Genomic DNA, 21,645 nt, shown 5'->3' on the forward strand with positions numbered 1-21,645 from the left:
CGGCATTCAGGGGTCAACCGGATTTTGATGGTGACTCAGATGTGATGCGGACGGCTCCCACGCGCTCACCCTGCGTGATATCCGCGATCTCGGCGGTATCCGTGACCTCCGCCGCTCCCGTGACCGCGGACGACAGGTCAGGGCCGCCGTCGTACGGCGACGGTCAGGGCCGCCGTCGTACGGCGAGCAGCGCCATGTCGTCCGTCATGCCGCCGCCGGCGTACCGCCGCACCTCCGCGGCGAGCCGGACGATCAGGGTGGCCGGGTCGGGGAACCCGCGTCCGACGAGCCGGCGCGCGGGGTCGTAGAACCGGCCGCGCTCGTCCCGGGCCTCGGACAGGCCGTCGGTGTAGAACAGCAGGGTGGCGCCGCTCGGGAAGCGGGTCTCGGTCGCACGGTCGGGCCACAGGCCGAGGTCGCTCATGCCGAGCGGCAGCGCGGGCTCGGCAGCCGCGAGGGTGCGCAGGGTGCCGTCGGCGTAGAGCATCAGCGGCGGGGGGTGGCCGCGGTTGAGAATCCGGGCGGTCTTCTCGTCGTGCGGGAGTTCGGCGAGGACGGCGGTGGTGAAGTCCTCGAACGCGGCGATCCGCTCCCGCCGGATGTCCTCGCGCGCCAGGGCCCGCTCCAGTCGGCCCGCCACCGCCTCCAGCGTCGCCTCCCGCTCGGCGGCCTCCCGGAACGCCCCGATCAGGACGGCGACGGCGGCGACCGCGCCCATGCCCTTGCCGCGCACGTCCCCGACGAGCAGCCGTACGCCGTGCGGGCTGTCCTGCACCGCGTACAGGTCGCCGCCGATGTACGCGTCCTCCTGCGCCGCCTCGTACCTGGCCGCGATGTCGAAGCCGCCGATCCGCGGGGCGGGTTCGGGCAGGACGGCTAGCTGGGCGGCTTCGGCGATCTCCCGGGCGGAGGCGAGCCGCCGGTCGCCGAGGCGTACGACCCGGTTGATGACCAGGGCCAGTACCGCGACCGTCGCGACGGTGACGATCTCGGTGACCGTGCCGACGCCCGGGTGCGCGCCGAAGTGGGCCTGCGCCGCGACGGTGGCGGCCAGCGCGGCGAGGCCGGTGAGCACGGTGGTGCGCAGCGAGGCCAGGGGCGCGGCGATCAGCGGGGCGGCCGTGAAGAACGGGGCGGCGGTGAAGGCGCGCGGCGTGAAGAGGGCGTACAGGACGCCGCCGACGATGAGGAGCGCGGGCAGGGTGCGGATGAGGCCGCGCGAGGTCGGACGGTGGACGCGGCCGGACAGCGCGGGCGACAGGCGTGCGTGGTGACCGCCCGGCCTGGCGTGCGGGTCTTCCTCCACCTCACCAGGGCGCACCACTCGTCTCCCGTGTCTTCGACGTGTGTCCAGCGTGGCGGGGGCGGGAGGGGCGGGCGACCGCTGTGAGCCGAGCGGATGAGCGGGCGTGACGCGCGCCACTCCGCGGGGGGCCTTGCGCCAGTCACCGCCGCGGACGCCGGGAAATCACTCAGGGCCGGAATCCGATGATCTGGATTCCGGCCCTGAGTTTCAGTAGCGGGGACAGGATTTGAACCTGCGACCTCTGGGTTATGAGCCCAGCGAGCTACCGAGCTGCTCCACCCCGCGTCGTTGTGTCTCAAGCATACGACATGTTCAGGGTGCGATGCACATCGGTTCCGTGTGACGCCCGCCGCTGCCTTTTCCGCCGACGCGGCCGGCCGGCCTGCGGCAGCCTCTGGAAGCCGTTGCCGCCCGGCGTGATCATGCAACAGGTTCGTCCCAGACCGGCCGCCGCGGATGTCCGGGCCGGGGCCCGAAGGCGTAGCGTCCGCGCTCGTGAACGAACTGATCTTCCGGACGAGAGACCGGTACCGCGTGTCCTGGCGGCTGCTCGCGCCGCTGGGCATCGTCCTCGCGATCCAAGGGTTCCGTGCCCTCCGCGGCCTCAGCACCGTGGCCTTCTCCTGTCTGACCGGCGCGATCGTCGTGCTCTGGGCCGTCGGCTTCTTCAGCACGATCCGCAGCCGGACGACGGTCGGAGCCGACGGGATAACCATCTATTGGGGCATCGGGCGCGCCCGCCGGCACCCCTGGCACGAGATCCGCTGGATCGACGTGCGCGAGACCAAGAGCAATTACGGGCCCATACGCACCGCCCGGATCACCCTCGCGGACGGGCGGCGCCGCTCGCTGCCCGGACTCACCCACAGCAACCTGCACCCTTCCCCCGACTTCGCCGTGGACTTCCAGCGGGTCGTCAACTGGTGGGAGTTGAGCACGGACCGGTCCGAACGGGTCCAGCCGCCGAAGCGGCCGCGGGACCGGATGTCGCCCCAGGTGGCCGGGGTCCTCATCGGGCTCGTCGCGACGGCCGTCGTCGCACTCGTCGTCTTCGTGCGGCACGCCTAGGGGCCGTCCGCCGTTCCCGCGGCACGGGCCGCCGACCCGTGCCGCGGGGCTGTGTACGTGGCTGTGTACGTGACCTGCCGCTCCCGCCCGCCGCTCAGCGCGTCAGGTGCGCGTTCGGCGCCTTCGCCAGGGCCTCGTGCTCGGGCAGCAGGACGACGGCCGTGCCCGCGTCCGCGAGCACGCCGGCGCCGTCGGCCGCCGTCACGAAGGTGTCGGGCTCCCGCCAGGCCGTGACCACCCGGCGCACCCCGGCCCGCAGGATCAGCTCGGCGCACGGTGCCGGGCGGGAGGCGCGCCGCGCGCAGGGCTCCAGGCTGCTGTAGACGGTGGCTCCGGGCAGGCGCGGGTCGGCCGGGTCGAGCTTGGCCAGCGCCGCCTCCTCCGCGTGGACGACCGGGTCGCCGCCCTCGCGCGAGTGGCCGCGCGCCAGCTCGGTGCCGTCGGCGGCGACCACCACCGCGCCGACGCTGAAGGCCGTCTCCGACGGCGGGCACAGGGCGGCCAGCTCGCAGGCGGTGCGCAGCCAGTGGTGGTCGGCGGCGGTGGGCAGGGGGCCGGTGCCGGGCGCGGTGGGCTCGTACCGCATGAGGACGACGTCCTCGATCCGCCGGCTCTCGGTCAGGCGCAGGCGCCCCGCCTGGTACGCCCCCGGGCCGAACAGGCGCGGGGCCGCCGGGTCGCCGACGAACAGCGGGGCCAGGACCAGCTGGACCTCGTCGGCGAGGCCCTGCTGGAGGAGCTGGGTGTGGACGGTGCCGCCACCCTCGACCATCAGGCGCCGTACGCCCCGCACGTCGTGCAGGTGCTCCAGCAGCGCGCGCCAGTCGAGGGCGGGGCCGAGGGAGACCACGTCGGCGGTCCGGCCGAGGGCGCGGGAGGCCCGCTCGGCGCCCGGGTCCGTGGTGTACACGAGCTTCTCGCCGCCGGTGTGCCAGAAGTTGGCGGCGGGGTCGAGGTCGCCGGTGGCGGTGACGGTGACCTTCAGCGGGTACTCCGGCTTACCCTCGGCCTCGCGGGCCGCACGGCGCTCGGGCGCGTTGACGAGGAGCCTGGGGTTGTCGGCGCGGATGGTGCCGGCGCCGATCAGGATGGCGTCGACCGAGGCCCGCACCTCGTCCACCCGGTCGAAGTCGGCGGGGCTGGACAGCAGGAGCCGTTCGGGGCCGGTGTCGTCCAGGTAGCCGTCGAGGGAGACGGCGGCGGACAGCAGGACGTACGGATACGGCATCGACACGCTCTCCCTGACGAAGGCTGATCTTGGTTCAACTTTGAAACAAACTTACACTGGCGGTATGACGACCCGCTGGCTCACTCCCGAGGAGCAGCGCGCCTGGCGCGCGTACCTCACCGCCGCCCGGCTTCTGGACGACACGATCGACCGGAACCTCCAGCGGGAGGCCGGCATGCCGCACCTGTTCTACTCCGTGCTCGCCTACCTCTCCGAGGCGCCCGACCGGCGCCTGCGGATGACCGACCTCGCCGAGAAGCTGAAGATCACACGCAGCAGGCTGACGTACGCGGTGACCAGGCTGGAGCGGGACGGGCTGGTGCGCAGGGAGGACTGCAGCCAGGACAGGCGCAGCAGTCTCGCGGTGCTGACCGGCGAGGGGATGGCCGTGCTGGAGCGTACGGCACCCGGGCACGTGGAGACGGTGCGCGAGACCCTCTTCGACCGGCTGACCCCGGAACAGGTGGGGCAGCTGGAGGAGATCTTCACGCAGGTCACGCGAGGGCTGCAGGGCGAGGACGCGGGCGGCGCGCCGGAGGAGATGCCGTGGCGGCGCCGCTCGGCGCCCTGTTCGGGGACGACGGACACGCCCTCGTAGCACCGGCGGCCCGCGCAGGCCCCGAACCTGTTTGCTTCAACTTTTAATCATGCGGTAGGGTCCCGGACCACACATCTGCTTCAAATCTGAAGCAGATGCGATCCCGGAGACCCGCTCACCCGCAGACCCCGCAGGCGCGCAGGCCCGCGAACCCGCAGACCCCGCAGACCCCGCAGACCCCGCAGACCCGCAGGCCCGCAGGCCCGCGAACCCGCAGCCCATGCGGAACCGACCCGACCGACCCCGGAGACCCGCATGCCCGACACTCCCGCCGTCGCCACGCCGCGCGCCCGCGTCCGGGTACCGCTGCACTTCCCCGACGGCTACGGCGTCGACGCCGAGCTCGTCACCTTCCACGGCCTCGCCGACGGCCAGGAGCACCTCGCCGTCGTCCTCGGCGACCCGGGCCCCGTGCCTCTGGTGCGCCTGCACTCCGAATGCCTGACCGGTGACGTGTTCGGCTCGGCCCGCTGCGACTGCGGACCGCAGCTGCGCGAGGCGGTCGAGCGGATCGCGGAGCGTGGCGGCGTGCTGCTCTACCTCCGCCAGGAAGGCCGCGGCATCGGCCTCTACAACAAGCTCGACGCCTACGCCCTCCAGGACCAGGGCCTCGACACCTACGCGGCGAACACCGCCCTCGGCCTCCCGGAGGACGCCCGCGACTACACGGCCGCCGCGCAGATGCTGGCCGCCCTCGGCGTCACCGAGCTGGACCTGCTGTCCAACAACCCCGACAAGGCAGGGCAGTTGCGCTCCCTCGGCGTGACCGTACGCGACCGGGTGCCGACCGGCGTCTTCACCACGGCCCACAATGTGCGCTACCTCCGCGCGAAGGTCCTCCAGACCCAGCACACCCTGCCGCTCGGGGAGTTGGGCGATCTGACGGGACTCAGCGCCGGGTGACCCTGCGGGCGCCGGGAGGTGCCGCCCGGGGGCGGTGCGGCCGCCCGTTGAACCTCCTGGCCGCGTGCGACGTATCAGTCACCGTGGGTGGCGCTCCGCCGTCCCGGGACGCGGCCAGGGGGACTTTCGTTGACATCGAGCCCGCCCCTGCGCGGCGATCCGGACACACTCGCTCCGGCGCGGCACGAGGAGGGGGAGCGTGACACGGACAGCCGCGGGCACGTCCGGGGACTCGACGGACTCCGCGGCCTGGCGGCCCTGTACGTCGTGCTGTTCCACTGCCGGCTGCTGACCTTCCCGGGGTTTCCCCACGACTCGGGTCCCGCCTGGCTGGGCTGGCTGATGTACGGGCGCCTCGCGGTCGTCTTCTTCCTGGTGCTGTCCGGCTTCTCCCTGGCCATCCCCGCGGCGCGCGCCGGCTGGCACCTAGGAGGCATCGGCCGCTTCCTGCGCCGACGGGCCTGGCGCATCCTGCCTCCGTACTGGGCCGCGCTCGCGCTGAGCCTGGTGGTCGCCCGGTTCGTGGTGCCGGCCTCCCACTTCGGACCGCCGAACGGCAGGACGCTCCTGGTGTACGGCCTCGTCGTCCAGGACGTGTTCACCGCACCGACGCCGAACGGCGCCTTCTGGTCCATCGGAGTCGAGGCGGAGCTGTATCTCGTCTTCCCCCTGCTCCTGCTGGTCCGGCGACGCCTGGGGGCACTGATCCTGCTCGCGGCGGTGACGCTCCCGGTGATCGCCCACGGCCTGCTGGCGGTGGACGCCGACCCGGTCGAGGGCGTGAACCGGCTGACCCCGCACCTGGCCCCGGTGTTCGCCGCCGGCATGGCCGGCGCGGGCGTCCTCGCCGCGAGGGACAGGATCCGCCGTCTGCCGTGGCACTGGCTCGCCGCGGCGGCCGCCGCGCCCCCCGCGCTCTTCGTGGTCGTCGAGGGACCGGTCCGGACGGTCGGCCACTACTTCTGGGTGGATCTCGCCGTCGCGCCCGCCATGACGATGTTCATCGCGGCGGTCGCCACGGGCAGGCCCGCCCTCCTCATGCGGTTCCTGGCCACCCGCCCCGTGCGCGCCCTCGGGAACTGTTCGTACAGCCTCTACCTCGTCCACCTGCCGATCGTCATGACCGTCGTACGGCGCATCGCCCCGCACTACGTCGAGCCCGGCCTCCCCGCGTTCTGCTTCACCCTGCTGCTCGCCCTGCCCGCGTCGCTCCTGGGAGCGTGGCTGTTCGCCTCGGTCTTCGAGATGCCCTTCAAGCGGAACCGCTCCTGGAAGTCCATGCTCGCGGCGGGGCGTTCACGCCTGCACGACCTGCTCGGGCGCGTCCCCCGGCCGCTTCCGGACGACCGGCCCGATCCGACATGACATTGGCATGGCAAGACAAGGGGAGGCCCCGGTGCACCCCGGCGGACACCGTGCCGGCCGCCGCCCGTCCCACCGGCCTCCGCCCGTCCCGTCAGTTCCTCAGGGGCCGTTCCGCTACCCGGCGCCCTCCTGGCCGAGACCGTCCTCGACGCGTGCCAGGATCCGCTGAGCGGACAGCGGGTTGCCGGGATCGGCGGCAGCGGTCAGCAGCCGGACGGCCGTTCCGGCCGGTTCGTCGGGCCGGATGACCAGCAGCTCCCAGCGCCCGACGGTCCCGCACTCCAGGGTGATGGCGTGTGCCTCGTCGGCGAGGTCGCTCAGGACCACCTCGATCTCGTGGCCGGGCGCCCACACCGTCCCCGGGGCGTCGGACCAGGCCGCGGCGCCCACGGTGACGTGGGTGACCGTTCCGCGGCCGGGATCCAACGCGCCCACGAGAGCGGGCAGCTCCAGCTCCAGGACGTCACAGCGCGGCCACCATGCTCCGTCGAGCGGGCCGTGACTGGACTCCGGCGTGAGACTCAGCCGCGACAGCGGCATGTCGTACGTGTGCGCGTCGTCCGAGGAGCTTCCTCCGGCCGGCGGTGTGAGGGAGGCCATCGTGCGATCCCGTCCTGGGCGGCCCGGGGCCGCTCGCGCTCGTCACTCGCCGGGAACGGCGCCGCCAGAAGGTACGCCCGACATGCTCTCGGTGTCTCCCAGGCTACGCCCGGCCCAGGGCGGCGGTCCGAGGCGCGGGTACCGGCCCGCCGCCTTCCCCGAACAGGACCAGCACGTAGGGGGCACCCCGGCCGGGCAGCCCCAGCATCGCCCCGCAGTTCCGCCAGCCCCAGGACTCGAAGGCGGCTTGCCCGGCCCGGTCGGCCGCGGGAAGCAGGGTGACCGCGAGCGCGGTGTGCCGGTCGGCCAGCAGACGCTGTTGCAGACGGCGGCCGATGTCGCGGTGCTGGGCGTGGTGACGCGCCACGACCTGGGTGAGGAGCAGGAACCTGGCACAGCCGGTCAGCCGTTGGACGCTCTCCTGCAGCCCTCGTTCGGAACGGCCGCGGGGACCTACCGGGAACCCGAAGACACACCCCACCAGCACGGTCGTCTCGGCGACCACCAGCGCGAAGCCCGGCCGCCGGGCGCTGAGGGCGAGCCACCGCAGGAAGTCGTCCCGCTTCCTGTCCGCCTCCGCCGAGAGGCCCGCGACGGACTCCACGGCGAGTTCGGCGAGGTCCTCGCTCAGCCCCTCCGCCTGCCGGCGGTTCAGACGGCGCAGGCGGATCGCGTCCTTGGCGACCGGCGCACCGGCGCGGTCGCCGCCTCCCTGCCACCCGCCGTACGGCCGGGACGTCCGCGACAGGCCGGTGAGCAGAACGGGCGGCACAGGACGCGCCGGGGCCGCGAGCAGCAGAGGGGCGTAGCCGGTGCCGTCGACGAGCCGGCTGATCTGCGCGCACGGATGGTGCAGCCGCAACGAGGAGTGCACGTGGTCGGCACACTGCGACACCGTCAGGAAGACGTCCATGCCCCTGGAGTCACAGGATCCGACGGTCGCGAGGTCGACGTCGATGGCGGTCATACCGTCGCGCAGGCACTGCTCCAGCGCGGCCCTCAGCAGGGGGACCGTGGCCGGACCGATCACCCCGGCGAGCGTGACGAGGGCCCGCTCCCCGCGGTCACGCCGGTGGATGTCCAGCCGCTGTACGACCATCACGGCGCCCCTCGGCGAGCAGGAACGATGCCTGGGGAGAGTCGAGGAGTTTCCGTGATCGCGGCGGACATGATGCCGGCCCGTCTCCGCACCGTCCGCTCGGGCGGCCCGGGATTCGTCTCTCGCCGAGGACGACCCGGCGGGACGGCCGGAGTGCGTGATGCCCTCGGTACCTTCACCGTACGTCACCGGCCACCGGAAACGTGGCCCCGGGACGGACTCGTCCGAGCCCGGCGCACCACCTGCCGAGCGGCTCATGACGGCGACCCCGGCCCGGGAGCGAGCCGACGTCCGAGCCGAGCGACGCCGGCCGACACCGCCCGAAGCCGACCCCGGCACCGCACAGCAGGTCAGAGGGGTCGCCCCCTCGGTGATCGGCCGGGTGGCTACCTCCAGCCGTCGAGGGAGACCCCGGAACCGCCCGCAAGGTACCGGCGGAGGGCGCTCGCCGTGGTGCCGACGAACGCCTCGGGGACGGCGTCGGCGTCGACCCAGCAGACCTGGTCGTGCTTGCCCGGCTCCCGGTTCTCGGGTTCGCCGGCCCATTCATGGGTGGCAAAAACGACGGTGAGGAAGCCGTTGGGAGCCTCCACGCCCTATGGCCTCTCTTCCGGATCTTGCCGGGGTCGCGGGGTCTGGCACGCACTCCCCCAAGCTCTGCGAGCAGGGGGTACCCCCAGCGGCGTTGTCGTCACTCTCCCCCAAGCTCTCGGCTTCGCTCGAGCAGGGAGGGACCCCCATCGCGCCGCGTCGACTCCCTCCTCCGCCTTGCAGCTGCACGCACCAGACCCCGCTCGGGTCGGCCAGAAGGCGCCGCAGACCGGAGCCGGCCTGATCCGGAAGAAAGACCCCAGGCGCCGTGGATGATGTGGACGACCTCCAGGGCCTCCGGCCGCACGGTCAGGCCCGTCTCCTCGTACAGCTCGCGCACCGCGGTCTCGGTGATGGGCTCGCCGGGTTCGTTCTTGCCGACGGGCAGGTCCCACATGCCCTGGGCGAACTTGGCGTTCCGGCCGCGCCGGAGGACGACGACGCGGTCGGCGGCCCTGTCGTGGACGATGACGGCGGCGACCAGCAGGGTCATGGATCCGAGGGCGGCCCCGAGGGCCCCGGGCCGTTCGCCGGTCGTCCGCCGGACCACGGCAGCTGTCCCTTCGTCGGCGGGGGTGGCGGGCAGCTCAGCCGGTGGACTCACGCCTGACCGGCGGCCGGGACGCGCTCGCCCGATGCCACCAACCGGCCCAGCACCTCGCCGAGTTGCCGACGGGTCCCCACGTCGTCGATGAGGCCGTCCTCGTCGACCGTCCCGCGGTCCACCGGGATCTTCACGCAGGCCGACTCCACGATGTCGGCGCCGGTGTAGCCCAGGACAGCCCGCAGCGTGGCCTCAGCGCCTTGGCCGCGGTGCGGTGCCGCCGCGTTGACCCAGGCCACCGGCTTGTCGCAGATCTCGGTGCCGCCGACCGTCCAGTCCAGCAGGTTCTTGAACGAACCCGGCAGGGTGCCCGCGTACTCCGGCGTGCAGATCAGGACGGCCGCCGCCCGGTCGATCGCCGCCCGCAGCCCCACCACGGGTGCCGGCAACGGGTCGGTGTCGTCGTCGGGGTTGAAGTGCGGAAGCTCCGCCAGACCGTCGTACATGACGGCACGTACCTTCGCGGAGGGCGCCACGGCCTGCGCGGTGCGCAGCAGGGCCTCATTGGTGGAACCGGCGCGCAGGCTCCCCGACAGCAACAGAATCACCGGTAAGGCGGGCATCCGCTCAACCTACTCCCCTGGCAGCGCCTGCGGTCAACAACATCCCCGTGTGTTCTCGACGGGAACCACGCGTGATCGCCTTCTCCGCCCGCTGCTGCATCGCGTGCTCCAGGCGCACCTGCTGCGTGTGGTGCATGGGCAGGTCGGCCACCTCCTCAGGCGCAACCCACTGCAGCTCGGTCGACTCGTCCGAGATCGCCAGTTCGCCACCGACCAAGCGGGCTCGGAAGCAGACGTTGAACTGCCGGCGGACCTCACCGTCGCTGTAGGCGATGACGTGCCGGGGATCGGTGTAGGTCCCGACGAGCCCAGTGATTTCGACATCCAGGCCGGTCTCCTCCTTCACCTCGCGTACCGCGGTCCCGGGCAGCGAGTCGGTCATCTCCATGCCGCCACCGGGGACGCCCAGAGGTCGTTGTCCCGGCGCCGCTGGAGGAGGATGCGCCCTTGGTCGTCGGTGACGAATGCGGAGGCCGCGACCACCATGCTGTTCGGCTGGGGGGCGGCGGGGTCGTCGTAGTACTCGGTGCGGCGAGACATCGCCCTATTCCTCCACTGGTTGGGCCGTGCTCCACACGGCGTCGAAGCTGGCCGCGTAGGTGTCGAACATGCCGTTTCCCTCGACGCGGCGCAGGTGCCAGACCGGCGCCCCGTACGCGTTCACGCCGAAGACGTGCCCGTTCACGAGCATCTGATCGTCTGCGCGGTAGATCGAGTTGTACAGCGTCGTTGTATGCGTGCGGATCTCGACGCCGGGCACCGGGAGCAAGGGCCGGTAGCGCCAGGCGGCACCGCGATTCGATGCCGTGCCCGAACTGTTCCTCGACGCCGCGCTGTTGGACGGCCGGGCTGTCGGCGTCCCCGGCTGCGATCCACCCGCGCGGAGGGCGGAGTGGGACGTGGCACCCGTCCACGCTCCCTGTGCAGTGATCGGTTGTGATTAGGGTGGACCCTAATTTTTGTGATCTTGATGCTTCAACAGACTGCCGATGCGCTGGGGCTAGGTCTCCGGAGAGGGCGCTGAGGTAGAGCCGGGCGGCACCCCACGGGTGGCCGCCCGGTCTCATGTCTGCCGTCCCCTCGGCTGAGCTACGACTGAGCTAGCGATCAAGGAGGCGGGACAAAACGGAAAGACCCCCAGTTCAATGACGAGTTGAACTGGGGGTCTTCCTGTAGGCCCTGTGGGACTCGAACCCACAACCAATGGATTAAAAAGTCCTGGTCAGATCATGCTGGATGGTTCCCGACGGTCCTTCGTCGTCCGGGACCACCCGGTCAAGGCGGGGGTCGAATGATGAGCGGTCTGCTTCATGACGTCTGGTGCCACAACGTCCGCTCACGCATCGCTCACGCACGGCAGGCCCGGCCATCCGGAGCCGTACCCGACCGCGCAGCGGACCATCTTGCGCCCAACAGCGCTCCCTCCGGCAGGCGTCCACCTGCCGAGTCGGCTGCGCTCCTGGTGGTTGCGGGGCTGCCCTGGGCAGTCTGCGGCGCGAACCCGGTACAAGCACGCGAGTTACCCTTGCACGGGGACCTGACCTTCGGTGATCATCTCGCGACAGTGCAGGCGCCGCCGTTACGCAGAACCCCACGCCGGCTGCTCCCGCCTGAGCTACGGCACAAGGAAGCGGCCAGAGTAGGGCTCCATTCATGCAGCGCGGCAACTCCACAGACCGGACAGGGCCCGGACGGCTGCCGGAAGAAGAGGTGGGGCTCGCAGTGCTCCTGCGGGCCTGGCGGGCGCGGGCGGGCCACAGGCTGGGCCTCGGCAAGCCGCTTCCGCAGGTGGAGGTCGCCGCCGAGGTCGGCATGAGCGAACGGTGGTACCGGGACCTCGAACGCGGTGCGACGCCCCGGCTGGACGCCCGGACCCTTACAGCGCTGGCAAACGCGCTGCGGCTGTGCGCGGACGAACGGGCGACCCTCTTCCTCTACGCTGCCGGTGGCGAGCCCTTCCCCGCCGTGTCGCCCCTCGACGGTGTCGACCTGACGCCGCTGCGGCGCCTTCTCGACCTGCAGCCCACGCAGCCCGCCTATCTCACCGACAACGCGTGGAACGTGCTCGGCCACAACGAGGCCATGGCCGAATGGTTCCCGTGGGTGCAGATCCCCGGCGCGAACCTGATCCGCTGGGCGCTGACCGCCCCCGAGGCCCGGGAGCAGCTGGCCGACTGGCCGCGGCACGGGCGGGCGTACCTTGCGATGCTGCGCTACGCCATGGCGCAGTACCCGGGAAATCCTCAACTCACCGAACTCCTGCGGACGGCACTGGCCGACCCCGCGTGCCGGCTGATCTGGGACAACGGCCCGGTCGTCATAGCCAACCGGGACGGGCACACGTTCCGTCTGCGCATCCCCCGCTTCGCTCCGCACTCCGTCGACGTCGTCGCCCAGGTACTGAATCCCCTCGGCTATCCCGGACTTCGGCTCACCTTCCTGAACCTGCTGGCGGGGCCCGATGCGTACACGAGCACCGACCGCCGGAACGGCTGAGCCCTCACACTTGCCGATGGCGGCAATGCTTTCAATAGCAGCCGACCGGCAAAGATTTTCCGGTCCGGCAACCGGCAAATTCCTGCCGGTCTGCTTTCTGCCGCTCGCAACGTAACCGGCAGAACATTGCCGGTCGAATCCGTTGACACTCGCTGCAGCGAGTTGCGAATCTCTGTGTCCACCGGGCTCACTCGTCCGCTCGCGGAGCCCACCTGGCGGTGGACCGCGGGGACGCCCGTCCGTCCCGACCTGGTTCGCTTCCAGATCCGGAACTCGGCTGACAAATACATTCGGGAGCGACCTTGCGTGTCTTCATCAACATCAAGAAGACGACAGGAATACGCAACGACTTGACGAAGGCTGACATCGAGTACGTCGGTCGTCTGATCAATGACCTGCGGAGCCAGAATGGCTGAGCAGAAGATTTCATCGGCCGATGGAAGACAGTCAACTTCTGGAATGCCCGCGAGCGACGGAAAGCAAACGGCCGAAAAGAAGCAGGCCGCGCCTCATCATGTGAACCGGCGCATCATGGCGCTCTCCTGTCTGCTGGTCTTCATGACCCAGATGGCGACCACCATCTACCTGCCCTCGCTGCCCATCGTGGCCCACGACTTCGGAATGTCCCGCAGTTGTGCGGCGCTGTCCATTTCGGCGTTCGTGATCGGCGCCGCGGCCCCGGTGGTCCTGTGGGGCGTGGCGGCGGACCGGTACGGCCGCCGGGGCCCGCTACTGATCTCCCTGGCGCTGTTCGTGCTCACCAGCGCCCTGATCGCACTGATCCAGTCCCCAGAGGGTCTGCTGGTGCTGCGTGCGCTCCAGGGCATCGGCGCCGGAGGCAGCGCGATCATCGCCCGCATCCTGGTGCGTGACCGCTGGAGCGGCGACGAACTGGCCCGACGCCTTTCGGTGCTGTCGATCGCGTTCATCACGGCGATGGGTGGCGGCCAGTTCCTCGGCGGCCTGATCGGCAGGTACTCCCACTGGGAGGCCGGCTTCGTCGTCCTCGCCACGGTCGGCACGGTCGCTGCGGCGCTGACTTTCACCGTGCCGTTCGAGTCGAGCCGTGTCGTGCAGCAGCCGTCGGAGGTGCTGCGGATCTGCCTCACCATCAGCAGGCAGCCCGGATTCTTGTTGCCGGCCCTGGCCGGCGGCGCGGGGTTCGCCACGATCGTGATGCTGCAGGAGGTCAGCCCGTTCGTGCTCCAGGAGCACTTCGGGCTCGCCACCGACCAGTACGGAAGCCTCGGGCTGCTGCTCGGCGCGGCCTACTTCGCCGGGGCGATGACCGTCAACCGCCTGGTGGCCAGGGCGGGTTCAGACCGACTGATGACCGCAGGGTCGATCTTGATGACTGCGGCCGGCGTCCTCATGACGGTGCTGTGGTCGGTGCCCGGTCTGCCGGCCGGCGGCGCCCTGGTGGTCTTCGTCGGGCTGTACTGCGTGACCACGTTCGGGCAGTCCGTGCTGTTCCCCAACAGCATGGCCACCGCCGTCAGCAGCCAGCACAGCCACGGCGCCTACGCAGTCTCCCTGTGCGGCTTCCTCCAGCAGTCGATGGCGGGCGTGGCCGCGGCCAGCGCCGCGCTGCTGCACGCCGACCTCGCCTGGGCCACGGTCGCTGCCGCTCTGGGGGCCGCTGCCTGGCTCATGACCCGGATCGCCGTCCCCTAGGGGACACCCACACGCGCCGACTCCCCGAACTGGACCGCGAGATCGCCGAGAAGGCGGCAGATCTCATCCTCCGGTCCCGTCGGGCACTGGCAGCCGCTCCGCAGGTCGGTGACACCCCCGCTCACGCACGGGCCCGGAGACTCCGCAGCGCCCGAGCCGGCTGATGCCGACCCGGGCGCTGCGTAGCAGGTCAGAGGGTGTTTCCCTCCCCCGCCACCGGTAGGCCCTGTGGGACTCGAACCCACAACCAATGGATTAAAAGTCCACTGCTCTGCCAATTGAGCTAAGGGCCCTGGCGATGTTGCCTGTCCGAGCATAGCCGGAGGTGGCCGTGTCTCCGATCGGGTATCGGGGACACGGCCGCGTCGAAGGGTGGAGACGGGGGGTCTGATCACGTTTCGGCGGGGGCGGGAGACCGCTTCAGGAACCAGTGGCGGGCCGAGACCAGCCACCAGGTCGCGGAGAAGCCGAGGACCGCCAGGACCGCGAACGGGGCGTAGTTGAAGGTCTTCCAGGTGACGGGGGAGACCTGGGGGAGCATGAACAGAACGGTGATCACGCCCACCCAGATCACCGAGACCACGCCGACCGGGGACGACCAGCGGCCCAGGTGCCAGGGGCCGCGTTCGAAGGCGGCGCCCTTGCGGAGGCGGAGGAAGGTCGGGATGACGTAGGCGATGTAGAGGCCGATCACCGCGATGGAGGTCACCGCCGCGTAGGCCGTGGAGTTGATGAGGTAGGGGAGGCCGAGGACGAGGGCGCCCAGGGCCGCCAGCCAGACCGCGGCCACGGGGGTGCGGGTGCGGGGGCTGACCGTGTGCCAGACGCGGGAGAAGGGCAGCGCGCCGTCCCGGGAAAAGGCGTAGATCATGCGGCTGTTGGCGGTGACGGAGGCCATCCCGCAGAAGAGCTGGGCGCCGATCACCACCAGGAGCAGGAGCTTGCCGGTCGTCGCGCCCAGGGCGTCCAGGAGGATCTGGGCGGGGGGCGCGCCGGTGGGGGACGCCAGCTCCTTGTCGTAGGACTGGATGGCGAAGGTGAAGCCGAGCAGGAGGACGAAGCCCGCGATCCAGGAGGTCCAGATGGAGCGGACGATGCCCTTCGGGCCCGCCGTGGAGGCGTCGTGCGTCTCCTCGGTCATGTGGGCCGAGGCGTCGTAGCCGGTGAAGGTGTACTGGGCCATCAGGAGGCCGAGCAGGACGACGTAGAAGCCGTTGTCCCAGCCCGTCTCGTTGACGAACTTCGTGAACACGAAGGACGTCGACTGGTGGTGGTCGGGGACGAAGGTGAGCGCGCCGACGATGACCGCCACGCCCAGCACGTGCCACCAGACGCTCACGCTGTTGAGGAGGGCGACGATGCGGACGCCGAAGGTGTTCAGCAGGCCGTGCAGGAGCAGGATCGCGGCGAAGAGCAGGATCGTGCGGCCCGGGGTCACCGTGAAGCCGAACTGGAGGTTCAGGTAGGCGCCGAGGAAGTAGGCCGCGCCGAAGTCGATGCCGGCGGTCACCGCCACCTGGCCCAGCACGTTGAACCAGCCTGTGAACCACGCCCACGCCGCCGCCGAGCGCTCGGGGGCGAGCCGGTGGGCCCAGAAGTACAGGCCCGCCGACGTGGGGTAGGCGGAGCAGATCTCGGCCATCGAGAGGCCCACGAACAGGGTCATCAGGCCGACCGCCACCCAGCCCCAGGTGATCACCGCCGGGCCGCCGGTCACCATGCCGAAGAGGTACAGGGTGAGGCATCCGGACAGGACCGAGATGATCGTGAAGGAGACGGCGTAGTTCGAGAACGCCGACATACGGCGGGCGAGGACCTGGGTGTAGCCGAGCTGGGCGAGCCGCTCCTCGTCCGACAGCCCGCTCTCCGTCGTGCCATGCGTGTCGCTTGTCATGCCCCCAGCGATTCCCGTACCGGGGGCGTGACATGCGTCACTCGATGGCCGAAAGGGGGCGAGGGAAACGCCAAGGGCCCGTACGAACGATGTCGTACGGGCCCTTGTCAGGTCATTCGGTGTCAGCCGTTGCGCTTCCAGCGCGGCTTCTCGTCACGGCGGAACGAACCGGTGCCGGTGCCGCGGTGGTCGTCACGACGGCCGGCCGGGCGCTCGTGGCCGCCGGAGCGGAAGCCGCCGGCGGGGCGGTCGCCCTGACGGTCGCGGTTGAAGGGACGGTCGCTGCCACGGTGGCCGCCACGGTCGTCACGGCGCTCGAAGGTACGGCCGCCACGGTCGCCACCGCGGTCGCCGCCGCGGTTGAAGCCGCCGCGGTCGTCACGGTTGAAGCCGCCACGGTCGCCACCGCGGTCGTCACGACGCTCGAAGGTACGGCCGCCACGGTCGCCGCCACGGTCGTCACGACGGTCGCGGTTGAAGCCGCCACGGTCGCCGCCGCGGTCGTCGCGGTTGAAGCCGCCACGGTCGTCACGACGCTCGAAGGTACGGCCGCCACGGTCGCCACCGCGGTCGCGGTTGAAGCCGCCACGGTCGTCACGGTTGAAGCCACCACGGTCGCCACCGCGGTCGTCACGACGCTCGAAGGAACGGCCGCCACGGTCACCGCCACGGTCGTCACGACGGTCGCGGTTGAAGCCGCCACGGTCGCCGCCACGGTCGTCACGACGCTCGAAGGAACGGCCGCCACGGTCGCCACCGCGGTCGCGGTTGAAGCCGCCACGGTCGTCACGACGCTCGAAGTTGCCCCGCTCGTCGCGGCGCTGACGCGACTCGTACGCCTGACGCTCGGCCTGCTCCGCGGCAGCGGCGGCCTGAGCCGCCGCCTCCGCCTCGGCGGCCTGCTCGGCGACGGCCTCGGCGGCAGCCGCCACGGCGGCCTCCGGGTCCTCGCCACGCTCGCGCGCCGCACGGGCCACCAGACGGTCGGCCTCCCCGCGCAGCTCGACGGCGCGACGCTGCGCGCGCTCCAGCTCCTTGGTGAGGCTCGAGACCTCACGCTCGGCCTGCTGCGCGGCGTTGCCCGCGGACTCGGCCTGGACCTCGGTCATCGACCGGGCGCCGGTGATGTCGGCGACCTCGGGCTCGAAGGCGTCACCCGAGTTGATGATGTGACGCGAGGCGTCGACGCCCGCGTCCTCCATCAGCCGGAAGATCTGGCGGCGCTGGTGCGGCAGCGACAGCGACACGACCGTGCCGGTGCGGCCGGCGCGGGCCGTACGGCCGGAGCGGTGCAGGTAGTCCTTGTGGTCGCCCGCCGGGTCGACGTTCAGGACCAGGTCGATGCCGTCGACGTGGATGCCGCGCGCGGCGACGTCGGTGGCGACGAGCGCGTTGACGTAGCCGTCCTTGAAGTCGGCCAGCGTCCGCGTACGCGCTCCCTGCGTCATGCCGCCGTGCAGCGCGTCGGCCTTCACACCGGACTCGCGCAGCTGCTCGGCGATGCGGTCGGCGCCCAGCTGGGTGCGGACGAAGATGATCGTGCGGCCCTTGCGGGAGGCGATCGCGGCGGTGACCGGCGCCTTGTCCTTGGGCTTCACGATGAGGATGTGGTGCGACATGGTCGTCACGGCGCCCTGGGCGGCGTCGACCTCGTGCGAGACCGGGTCGACCAGGTAGCGCTTGACCAGCGTGGAGATCTCGTTCTCCATGGTGGCCGAGAAGAGCATGCGCTGGCCGCCGGCCGGGACCTGGTCGAGCAGCTCGGTGACCTCGGGCAGGAAGCCCAGGTCGGACATCTGGTCGGCCTCGTCGAGGACCGCGACCTGCACGTCCTCGAGGGAGCAGGCGCCGCGGTTGATGAGGTCGCGCAGACGGCCCGGGGTGGCGACGAGGGCGTCGACGCCGCGCTCGAGGGCGTAGATCTGGTTCCCCATCGAGGTACCGCCGCAGACGACCTTCATCTTCAGGCCGAGGACGTCACCGTACGGCTGGAGAGCGTCGGCGACCTGCATGGCCAGCTCGCGGGTCGGGGTCAGGATGATCGCGCGGGGGCGCTTCTTCTCGGTGCGCCCGCCGGCCAGCCTGGCCAGGGTGGGCAGACCGAAGGAGAGGGTCTTGCCGGAGCCGGTACGGCCACGGCCGAGGATGTCCTTGCCGGTCAGGGCGTCCGGGATGGTCGCGGCCTGGATCGGGAAGGGGGTGGTGACACCGTTCTGCGCCAGCTTGCGCACGATGCCCTCGGGAAGCCCGAGGTCGGCGAAGGTGATCTGCGGGGTGGTGTCGGAAGCGTCGTTGGTTTCGGTGCTGTCAGTGGTCTCGAGGACCTCGGTCGCGTCGGGCGCCTCGGTCACGAGGGTGTCCTCGTGCTCGGCGTCGTTCTCGGACACGACGAACTGATCAGTGCTGGAAACGGACATGCGAATGCGAATACCTTCCGGAGTCTCTTCGGCACGCGCCCGTCAACTCCGTGATTCGCACACGACCGCCTCAATGCGGTCCGCCACGGCAAGGGAGAGTACGCGCCACACGGCGCGCTCTACGATGGCGCCGGGCAAATGGGATCAAACGATCTACCACCATACGCACCCACCACCCCTCAAGGCAAACCGAGCCGCATCGCCTCAGGTCAGCGGGGATCCGCCCCTCACGCGGGCACTCCCGCCGCGGGCGCCGGCTCCCGCTGGACCAGCTGCGGGCCCGGCTCCTCGTGCGCCGAGGAGGACGGCTCGGCGGACGGCGGCTCCGAGGCCGGCGGGGGCGGGGTGGACGCCGGGGGCTCGGGTGGCGCGGAGGTCTCCGGAGCCGTCGGCGGGGCAACGGTCGGTGCAGGGTCGCCCGGTCCCGTGCTCCGGCCCGGCTTCGACGGTGTCGCCGGCTCGCCGTGCGGCCCGGACGGGCTCGCGGAGTCCGGGTCCGGCTTCCCCGGCCCGGCCTTGCCGCCGTGCCCGCGCTTGCCGTCACCGGCCGCGCCACCGGACCCGCGCCCGTCGCCGCCGCCCACCGGGCCGCCGCCGGACGCGCCGTCGCCGCGCTGTCCCGCCGAGTGCGCGGGCCTGGCCGGTCCGGCGTCGTCACCCACGCTCACACAACCTGCGGCCGCCGTGACGGCCAGCACCGTGACGGCCAGTCGGACGGGTACGTACAAGGGGCGCACGGCGGCCACCTCCGGAGGCGAGGGAAGGACTCAACCTCCCCAACTCCCGCCGCCCGCAAGAGGACACGCCCGCTGTTCGAGCCTTCTCACCCGTAGCCGAGGGCGTGCAGCCGGGCTTCGCCGATGCCGAAGTGGTGGGCGATCTCGTGCACCACGGTCACCTCCGTCTCCGCGACGACCTCCTCGCGGGTCTCGCACATCCGCAGTGTCGGCCCCCGGTAGATGGTGATCCGGTCGGGCAGGACGCCCGCGTACCACTCGCCCCGGTCGGTCAGCGGGGTGCCCTCGTACAGGCCGAGCAGCTCGGGATCGTCGGCGGACGGCTCGTCCTCGACGAACACCGCGACGTTGTCCATCAGCCTCGTCAGCTCCGGCGGAATCCGGTCGAGCGACTCGGCGACCAGTTCCTCGAACTCCTCGCGCGTCATCTCCAGCACACGGCCATTGTCCGGTACGTACGGCACCCGCGTACGGCCGTGGCATACCGCCGCATATCCGCGCCGGACCCTGGGCATACGGCACCAATGGCCCGCGCCCCCCTCGCAGCCCTGGACCGCCTGCTGAACCGGACCGCCCCGCGGGTCCGGCGCACCCGCCGTCCGCTTCCCGCCCTCGAACTCGCCGCCCGGCCCAGCCTCTGGCCGCGGGCGCTGGGTCTCACCGCGGTCGTGCTCGCCGGGGCCTGGCTGGGCCTGCTGGTGGTGGGCAGCGTCCGGGTGCCGGTCGGGCCGATGGACACCACGATGGCGCTGCGGCCCTCCCTCAGCGGGGGCACGAAGATCAACGTGGCGCCGCTGGGCGCCCTGGCCCTGGACAGCCACGTCGCGCCCGTCCGCCTGGACGTCGACGTCGACCGGCTCGACCCGGCGCGCTCGCGGGCCCTCGTCGACCACCCGGAGCGGCTGTCCGGGCTCCAGGACGAGGTCGCCCAGGACATCGAGCACGGCACGCTCGACCTGGCGGTCCGCTCGGGCGTGGCCGTGGTGGCCGGAGCGACGGCCCTCGGCCTGGCCGTCTACCGCCGCGCGCGCCCCGCCCTGGCGGCCGGCGGACTGGCCCTCACCCTGCTCGCGGCCTCGGGGGCGTCGGCGTACGCCACCTGGAACCCGGACTCGGTGCTGGAGCCGAGGTTCTCCGGGCTGCTGTCCTCGGCGCCTTCCCTGGTGGGCAACGCGCGCAGCATCGTCACCGAGTTCGACGTGTACCAGCAGGAACTGGCCCGTCTGGTGACGAACGTGACGAAGCTGTACGACACCGCCTCCACGCTCCCGGCCTACCAGCCGGACCCCTCCACCATCCGGGTCCTGCACGTGTCGGACATCCACCTCAACCCGGCGAGCTGGAAGATCATCGGCTCGCTGGTGGAGCAGTACAAGGTGAACGTGATCGTCGACTCCGGCGACACGATGGACCACGGCACGGCGGCGGAGAACGGCTTCCTGGACCCGGTCGGGGACCTGGGCGTGCCCTATGTGTGGGTCAGGGGCAACCACGACTCGCGCACCACCCAGCGGTACCTGGACCGGTTCAGGAACGTGCACGTCCTGGACGACGGGCGGGCCGAGACGGTGGCGGGACTGCGGTTCGCGGGCACCGGCGATCCGCAGTTCACCCCGGACCGCGCCGCCGTACCGGGCGGTGACGCGGCGGAGCGGCTGGCGGGCGCCCGGCTGGCGACGGCACTGCGGGACCAGCGGGCCGCGGGCACCCCGGTCGACATCGCCGTCGCCCACGAGCCGGCGGCGGCCCGCGAGACGGACGGCACGGTGCCGCTCGCCCTGTGCGGGCACCTGCACCACGAGGGGACGGAGATCCTGCCCTACGGCACCCGGCTGCGCATGGAGGGCTCGACCGGCGGCAGCGGTCTGCGCGCGGTGGAGCACCAGTACCCGGCCCCGGTCGAGGCGTCGATCCTCTACCTCGACCGGGACAGCCACCGGCTGCAGGCGTGGGACGAGATCAGGCTCGGGGGGCTCGGACAGACGACGGCCGAGGTCAGCCGGCACCTGCCCAGGGAGAACCAGCCGGGCGCGACCCCGGCCCCCTCCCCCGGCCAGGGGTCCGGCTCGCCGTCAGGCTCCGTGTCCGACTCCGGATCCCGTACGGCGTCCGGCTCGGTGTCAGGCCCCGGATCCCGTACGGCGTCCGGCTCTCCGGGCGTCCCGTCACCCACCTCGCCGTAAACCGTTTTGGCGATCCCCGCCGCCATCACCTATGCTTCTCACGTCCCCGACGCGCTGCAAAGCGCCCAGGCGGGCCGATAGCCCTCATCGTCTAGCGGCCTAGGACGCCGCCCTTTCAAGGCGGTAGCACGGGTTCGAATCCCGTTGGGGGCACCACAACCAGCTTTTCACGCTTCAGCCCGCCCGCCCAGGGCGGGTTTTTGCGTTTCCGCCCCGCTCCGGTGCTGCCGGTACGTCTCGGCCGGCAGCAGGGGGCCGTAGGGGCAAGAGCCGTAGGAGCAGCGGCCGTGAGGGGTGCGGTGCGGCCGGCCGGTCCCGT

17 protein-coding genes, 3 tRNA genes and 3 pseudogenes are annotated in these 21,645 nt (G+C 71.6%); 8 read left to right on the forward strand and 15 right to left on the reverse strand.

Annotation, left to right across the window (positions count from 1 at the left end; genetic code table 11):
* Window positions 1-163 precede the first annotated feature (163 nt).
* Together OIB37_RS18025 and OIB37_RS18030 are read right to left on the reverse strand one after the other, a co-directional pair.
* Window positions 164-1,321, reverse strand: coding sequence for a PP2C family protein-serine/threonine phosphatase (locus OIB37_RS18025; protein ID WP_330458636.1), 1,158 nt, complete (start codon window positions 1,319-1,321; stop codon window positions 164-166).
* Between the two features lie 196 nt (window positions 1,322-1,517).
* Window positions 1,518-1,591, reverse strand: a tRNA-Met gene (locus tag OIB37_RS18030).
* Between the two features lie 210 nt (window positions 1,592-1,801).
* Between OIB37_RS18030 and OIB37_RS18035 the strand changes: the two genes are divergently transcribed.
* Window positions 1,802-2,374 (forward strand): PH domain-containing protein, encoded by a 573-nt coding sequence (locus OIB37_RS18035; RefSeq protein WP_330458637.1) that lies wholly within the window; start codon window positions 1,802-1,804, stop codon window positions 2,372-2,374.
* A 94-nt stretch (window positions 2,375-2,468) separates the two neighbouring features.
* On the opposite strand, the gene OIB37_RS18040 is transcribed toward OIB37_RS18035, so the two are convergent.
* Complete coding sequence (locus OIB37_RS18040) at window positions 2,469-3,602, reverse strand: dihydrofolate reductase family protein (RefSeq protein ID WP_330458638.1); 1,134 nt, start codon at window positions 3,600-3,602, stop codon at window positions 2,469-2,471.
* A gap of 64 nt (window positions 3,603-3,666) precedes the next feature.
* On the opposite strand from OIB37_RS18040, the gene OIB37_RS18045 reads away from it, so the two are divergent.
* From OIB37_RS18045 to OIB37_RS18055, 3 genes are all read left to right on the forward strand, one after another.
* Entirely contained in the window at window positions 3,667-4,200 is a 534-nt protein-coding gene (locus OIB37_RS18045) for a MarR family winged helix-turn-helix transcriptional regulator (RefSeq protein WP_330458639.1), read from the forward strand.
* A gap of 255 nt (window positions 4,201-4,455) precedes the next feature.
* Window positions 4,456-5,103 (forward strand): GTP cyclohydrolase II, encoded by a 648-nt coding sequence (locus tag OIB37_RS18050; protein ID WP_330458640.1) that lies wholly within the window; start codon window positions 4,456-4,458, stop codon window positions 5,101-5,103.
* 129 nt (window positions 5,104-5,232) lie between these two features.
* Window positions 5,233-6,468 carry an acyltransferase family protein gene (locus tag OIB37_RS18055; protein ID WP_330458641.1) on the forward strand — a complete coding sequence of 412 codons (1,236 nt, stop codon included), beginning with the start codon at window positions 5,233-5,235 and terminating at the stop codon, window positions 6,466-6,468.
* Window positions 6,469-6,582: 114 nt separating this feature from the next.
* On the opposite strand, the gene OIB37_RS18060 is transcribed toward OIB37_RS18055, so the two are convergent.
* The 7 genes and pseudogenes from OIB37_RS18060 to OIB37_RS18090 form a co-directional block, all read right to left on the reverse strand.
* Window positions 6,583-7,068, reverse strand: coding sequence for a DUF5994 family protein (locus OIB37_RS18060; RefSeq protein ID WP_330458642.1), 486 nt, complete (start codon window positions 7,066-7,068; stop codon window positions 6,583-6,585).
* Window positions 7,069-7,171: 103 nt separating this feature from the next.
* The gene (locus OIB37_RS18065) at window positions 7,172-8,167 is read right to left on the reverse strand and encodes an STAS domain-containing protein (RefSeq protein ID WP_330458643.1); all 996 of its coding nucleotides are present in this window, start codon (window positions 8,165-8,167) and stop codon (window positions 7,172-7,174) included.
* Between the two features lie 386 nt (window positions 8,168-8,553).
* Window positions 8,554-8,763, reverse strand: a pseudogene (locus tag OIB37_RS18070) (NUDIX domain-containing protein); the annotation flags it as partial.
* 95 nt (window positions 8,764-8,858) lie between these two features.
* Window positions 8,859-9,251 carry an NUDIX domain-containing protein gene (locus OIB37_RS18075; protein WP_330461882.1) on the reverse strand — a complete coding sequence of 131 codons (393 nt, stop codon included), beginning with the start codon at window positions 9,249-9,251 and terminating at the stop codon, window positions 8,859-8,861.
* A gap of 107 nt (window positions 9,252-9,358) precedes the next feature.
* Entirely contained in the window at window positions 9,359-9,925 is a 567-nt protein-coding gene (locus OIB37_RS18080) for an NADPH-dependent FMN reductase (RefSeq protein ID WP_330458644.1), read from the reverse strand.
* Between the two features lie 88 nt (window positions 9,926-10,013).
* Window positions 10,014-10,465, reverse strand: a pseudogene (locus tag OIB37_RS18085) (NUDIX domain-containing protein); the annotation flags it as partial.
* A 4-nt stretch (window positions 10,466-10,469) separates the two neighbouring features.
* Window positions 10,470-10,797: pseudogene (locus OIB37_RS18090) on the reverse strand (XRE family transcriptional regulator); the annotation flags it as partial.
* 838 nt (window positions 10,798-11,635) lie between these two features.
* On the opposite strand from OIB37_RS18090, the gene OIB37_RS18095 reads away from it, so the two are divergent.
* Together OIB37_RS18095 and OIB37_RS18100 are read left to right on the forward strand one after the other, a co-directional pair.
* Window positions 11,636-12,421 (forward strand): helix-turn-helix transcriptional regulator, encoded by a 786-nt coding sequence (locus tag OIB37_RS18095; RefSeq protein WP_330458645.1) that lies wholly within the window; start codon window positions 11,636-11,638, stop codon window positions 12,419-12,421.
* Between the two features lie 516 nt (window positions 12,422-12,937).
* Window positions 12,938-14,095: an MFS transporter gene (locus OIB37_RS18100; protein ID WP_330458646.1), complete on the forward strand. Its 1,158-nt coding sequence runs from the start codon at window positions 12,938-12,940 to the stop codon at window positions 14,093-14,095.
* Between the two features lie 220 nt (window positions 14,096-14,315).
* Here OIB37_RS18100 and OIB37_RS18105 read toward each other — a convergent pair.
* The 5 genes from OIB37_RS18105 to OIB37_RS18125 all read right to left on the reverse strand — a co-directional run bounded on the left by OIB37_RS18105 (window position 14,316) and on the right by OIB37_RS18125 (window position 19,580).
* Window positions 14,316-14,388, reverse strand: a tRNA-Lys gene (locus OIB37_RS18105).
* 98 nt (window positions 14,389-14,486) lie between these two features.
* Entirely contained in the window at window positions 14,487-15,989 is a 1,503-nt protein-coding gene (locus OIB37_RS18110) for an amino acid permease (RefSeq protein WP_330458647.1), read from the reverse strand.
* Between the two features lie 122 nt (window positions 15,990-16,111).
* Window positions 16,112-18,406, reverse strand: coding sequence for a DEAD/DEAH box helicase (locus tag OIB37_RS18115; RefSeq protein ID WP_330458648.1), 2,295 nt, complete (start codon window positions 18,404-18,406; stop codon window positions 16,112-16,114).
* 227 nt (window positions 18,407-18,633) lie between these two features.
* Window positions 18,634-19,143: a hypothetical protein gene (locus OIB37_RS18120; RefSeq protein WP_330458649.1), complete on the reverse strand. Its 510-nt coding sequence runs from the start codon at window positions 19,141-19,143 to the stop codon at window positions 18,634-18,636.
* An 86-nt stretch (window positions 19,144-19,229) separates the two neighbouring features.
* Complete coding sequence (locus tag OIB37_RS18125; RefSeq protein WP_330458650.1) at window positions 19,230-19,580, reverse strand: metallopeptidase family protein; 351 nt, start codon at window positions 19,578-19,580, stop codon at window positions 19,230-19,232.
* An 87-nt stretch (window positions 19,581-19,667) separates the two neighbouring features.
* Between OIB37_RS18125 and OIB37_RS18130 the strand changes: the two genes are divergently transcribed.
* Both OIB37_RS18130 and OIB37_RS18135 read left to right on the forward strand, forming a co-directional pair.
* Window positions 19,668-21,326 carry a metallophosphoesterase gene (locus OIB37_RS18130; protein ID WP_330458651.1) on the forward strand — a complete coding sequence of 553 codons (1,659 nt, stop codon included), beginning with the start codon at window positions 19,668-19,670 and terminating at the stop codon, window positions 21,324-21,326.
* Between the two features lie 80 nt (window positions 21,327-21,406).
* Window positions 21,407-21,482, forward strand: a tRNA-Glu gene (locus tag OIB37_RS18135).
* The last annotated feature ends 163 nt before the right edge of the window (window positions 21,483-21,645 follow it).

This window comes from Streptomyces sp. NBC_00820 (genome assembly GCF_036347055.1).
Taxonomy (GTDB): domain Bacteria; phylum Actinomycetota; class Actinomycetes; order Streptomycetales; family Streptomycetaceae; genus Streptomyces.

Coding starts and splice junctions, on each gene's coding strand:
- OIB37_RS18075 (WP_330461882.1), bottom strand. CDS start 9,251: ATGACCCTGCTGGTCGCCGCCGTCATCGTCCACGACAGGGCCGCCGAC.
- OIB37_RS18040 (WP_330458638.1), bottom strand. CDS start 3,602: ATGCCGTATCCGTACGTCCTGCTGTCCGCCGCCGTCTCCCTCGACGGC.
- OIB37_RS18050 (WP_330458640.1), top strand. CDS start 4,456: ATGCCCGACACTCCCGCCGTCGCCACGCCGCGCGCCCGCGTCCGGGTA.
- OIB37_RS18110 (WP_330458647.1), bottom strand. CDS start 15,989: ATGACAAGCGACACGCATGGCACGACGGAGAGCGGGCTGTCGGACGAG.
- OIB37_RS18060 (WP_330458642.1), bottom strand. CDS start 7,068: ATGGCCTCCCTCACACCGCCGGCCGGAGGAAGCTCCTCGGACGACGCG.
- OIB37_RS18130 (WP_330458651.1), top strand. CDS start 19,668: ATGGCCCGCGCCCCCCTCGCAGCCCTGGACCGCCTGCTGAACCGGACC.
- OIB37_RS18045 (WP_330458639.1), top strand. CDS start 3,667: ATGACGACCCGCTGGCTCACTCCCGAGGAGCAGCGCGCCTGGCGCGCG.
- OIB37_RS18115 (WP_330458648.1), bottom strand. CDS start 18,406: ATGTCCGTTTCCAGCACTGATCAGTTCGTCGTGTCCGAGAACGACGCC.
- OIB37_RS18065 (WP_330458643.1), bottom strand. CDS start 8,167: ATGGTCGTACAGCGGCTGGACATCCACCGGCGTGACCGCGGGGAGCGG.
- OIB37_RS18080 (WP_330458644.1), bottom strand. CDS start 9,925: ATGCCCGCCTTACCGGTGATTCTGTTGCTGTCGGGGAGCCTGCGCGCC.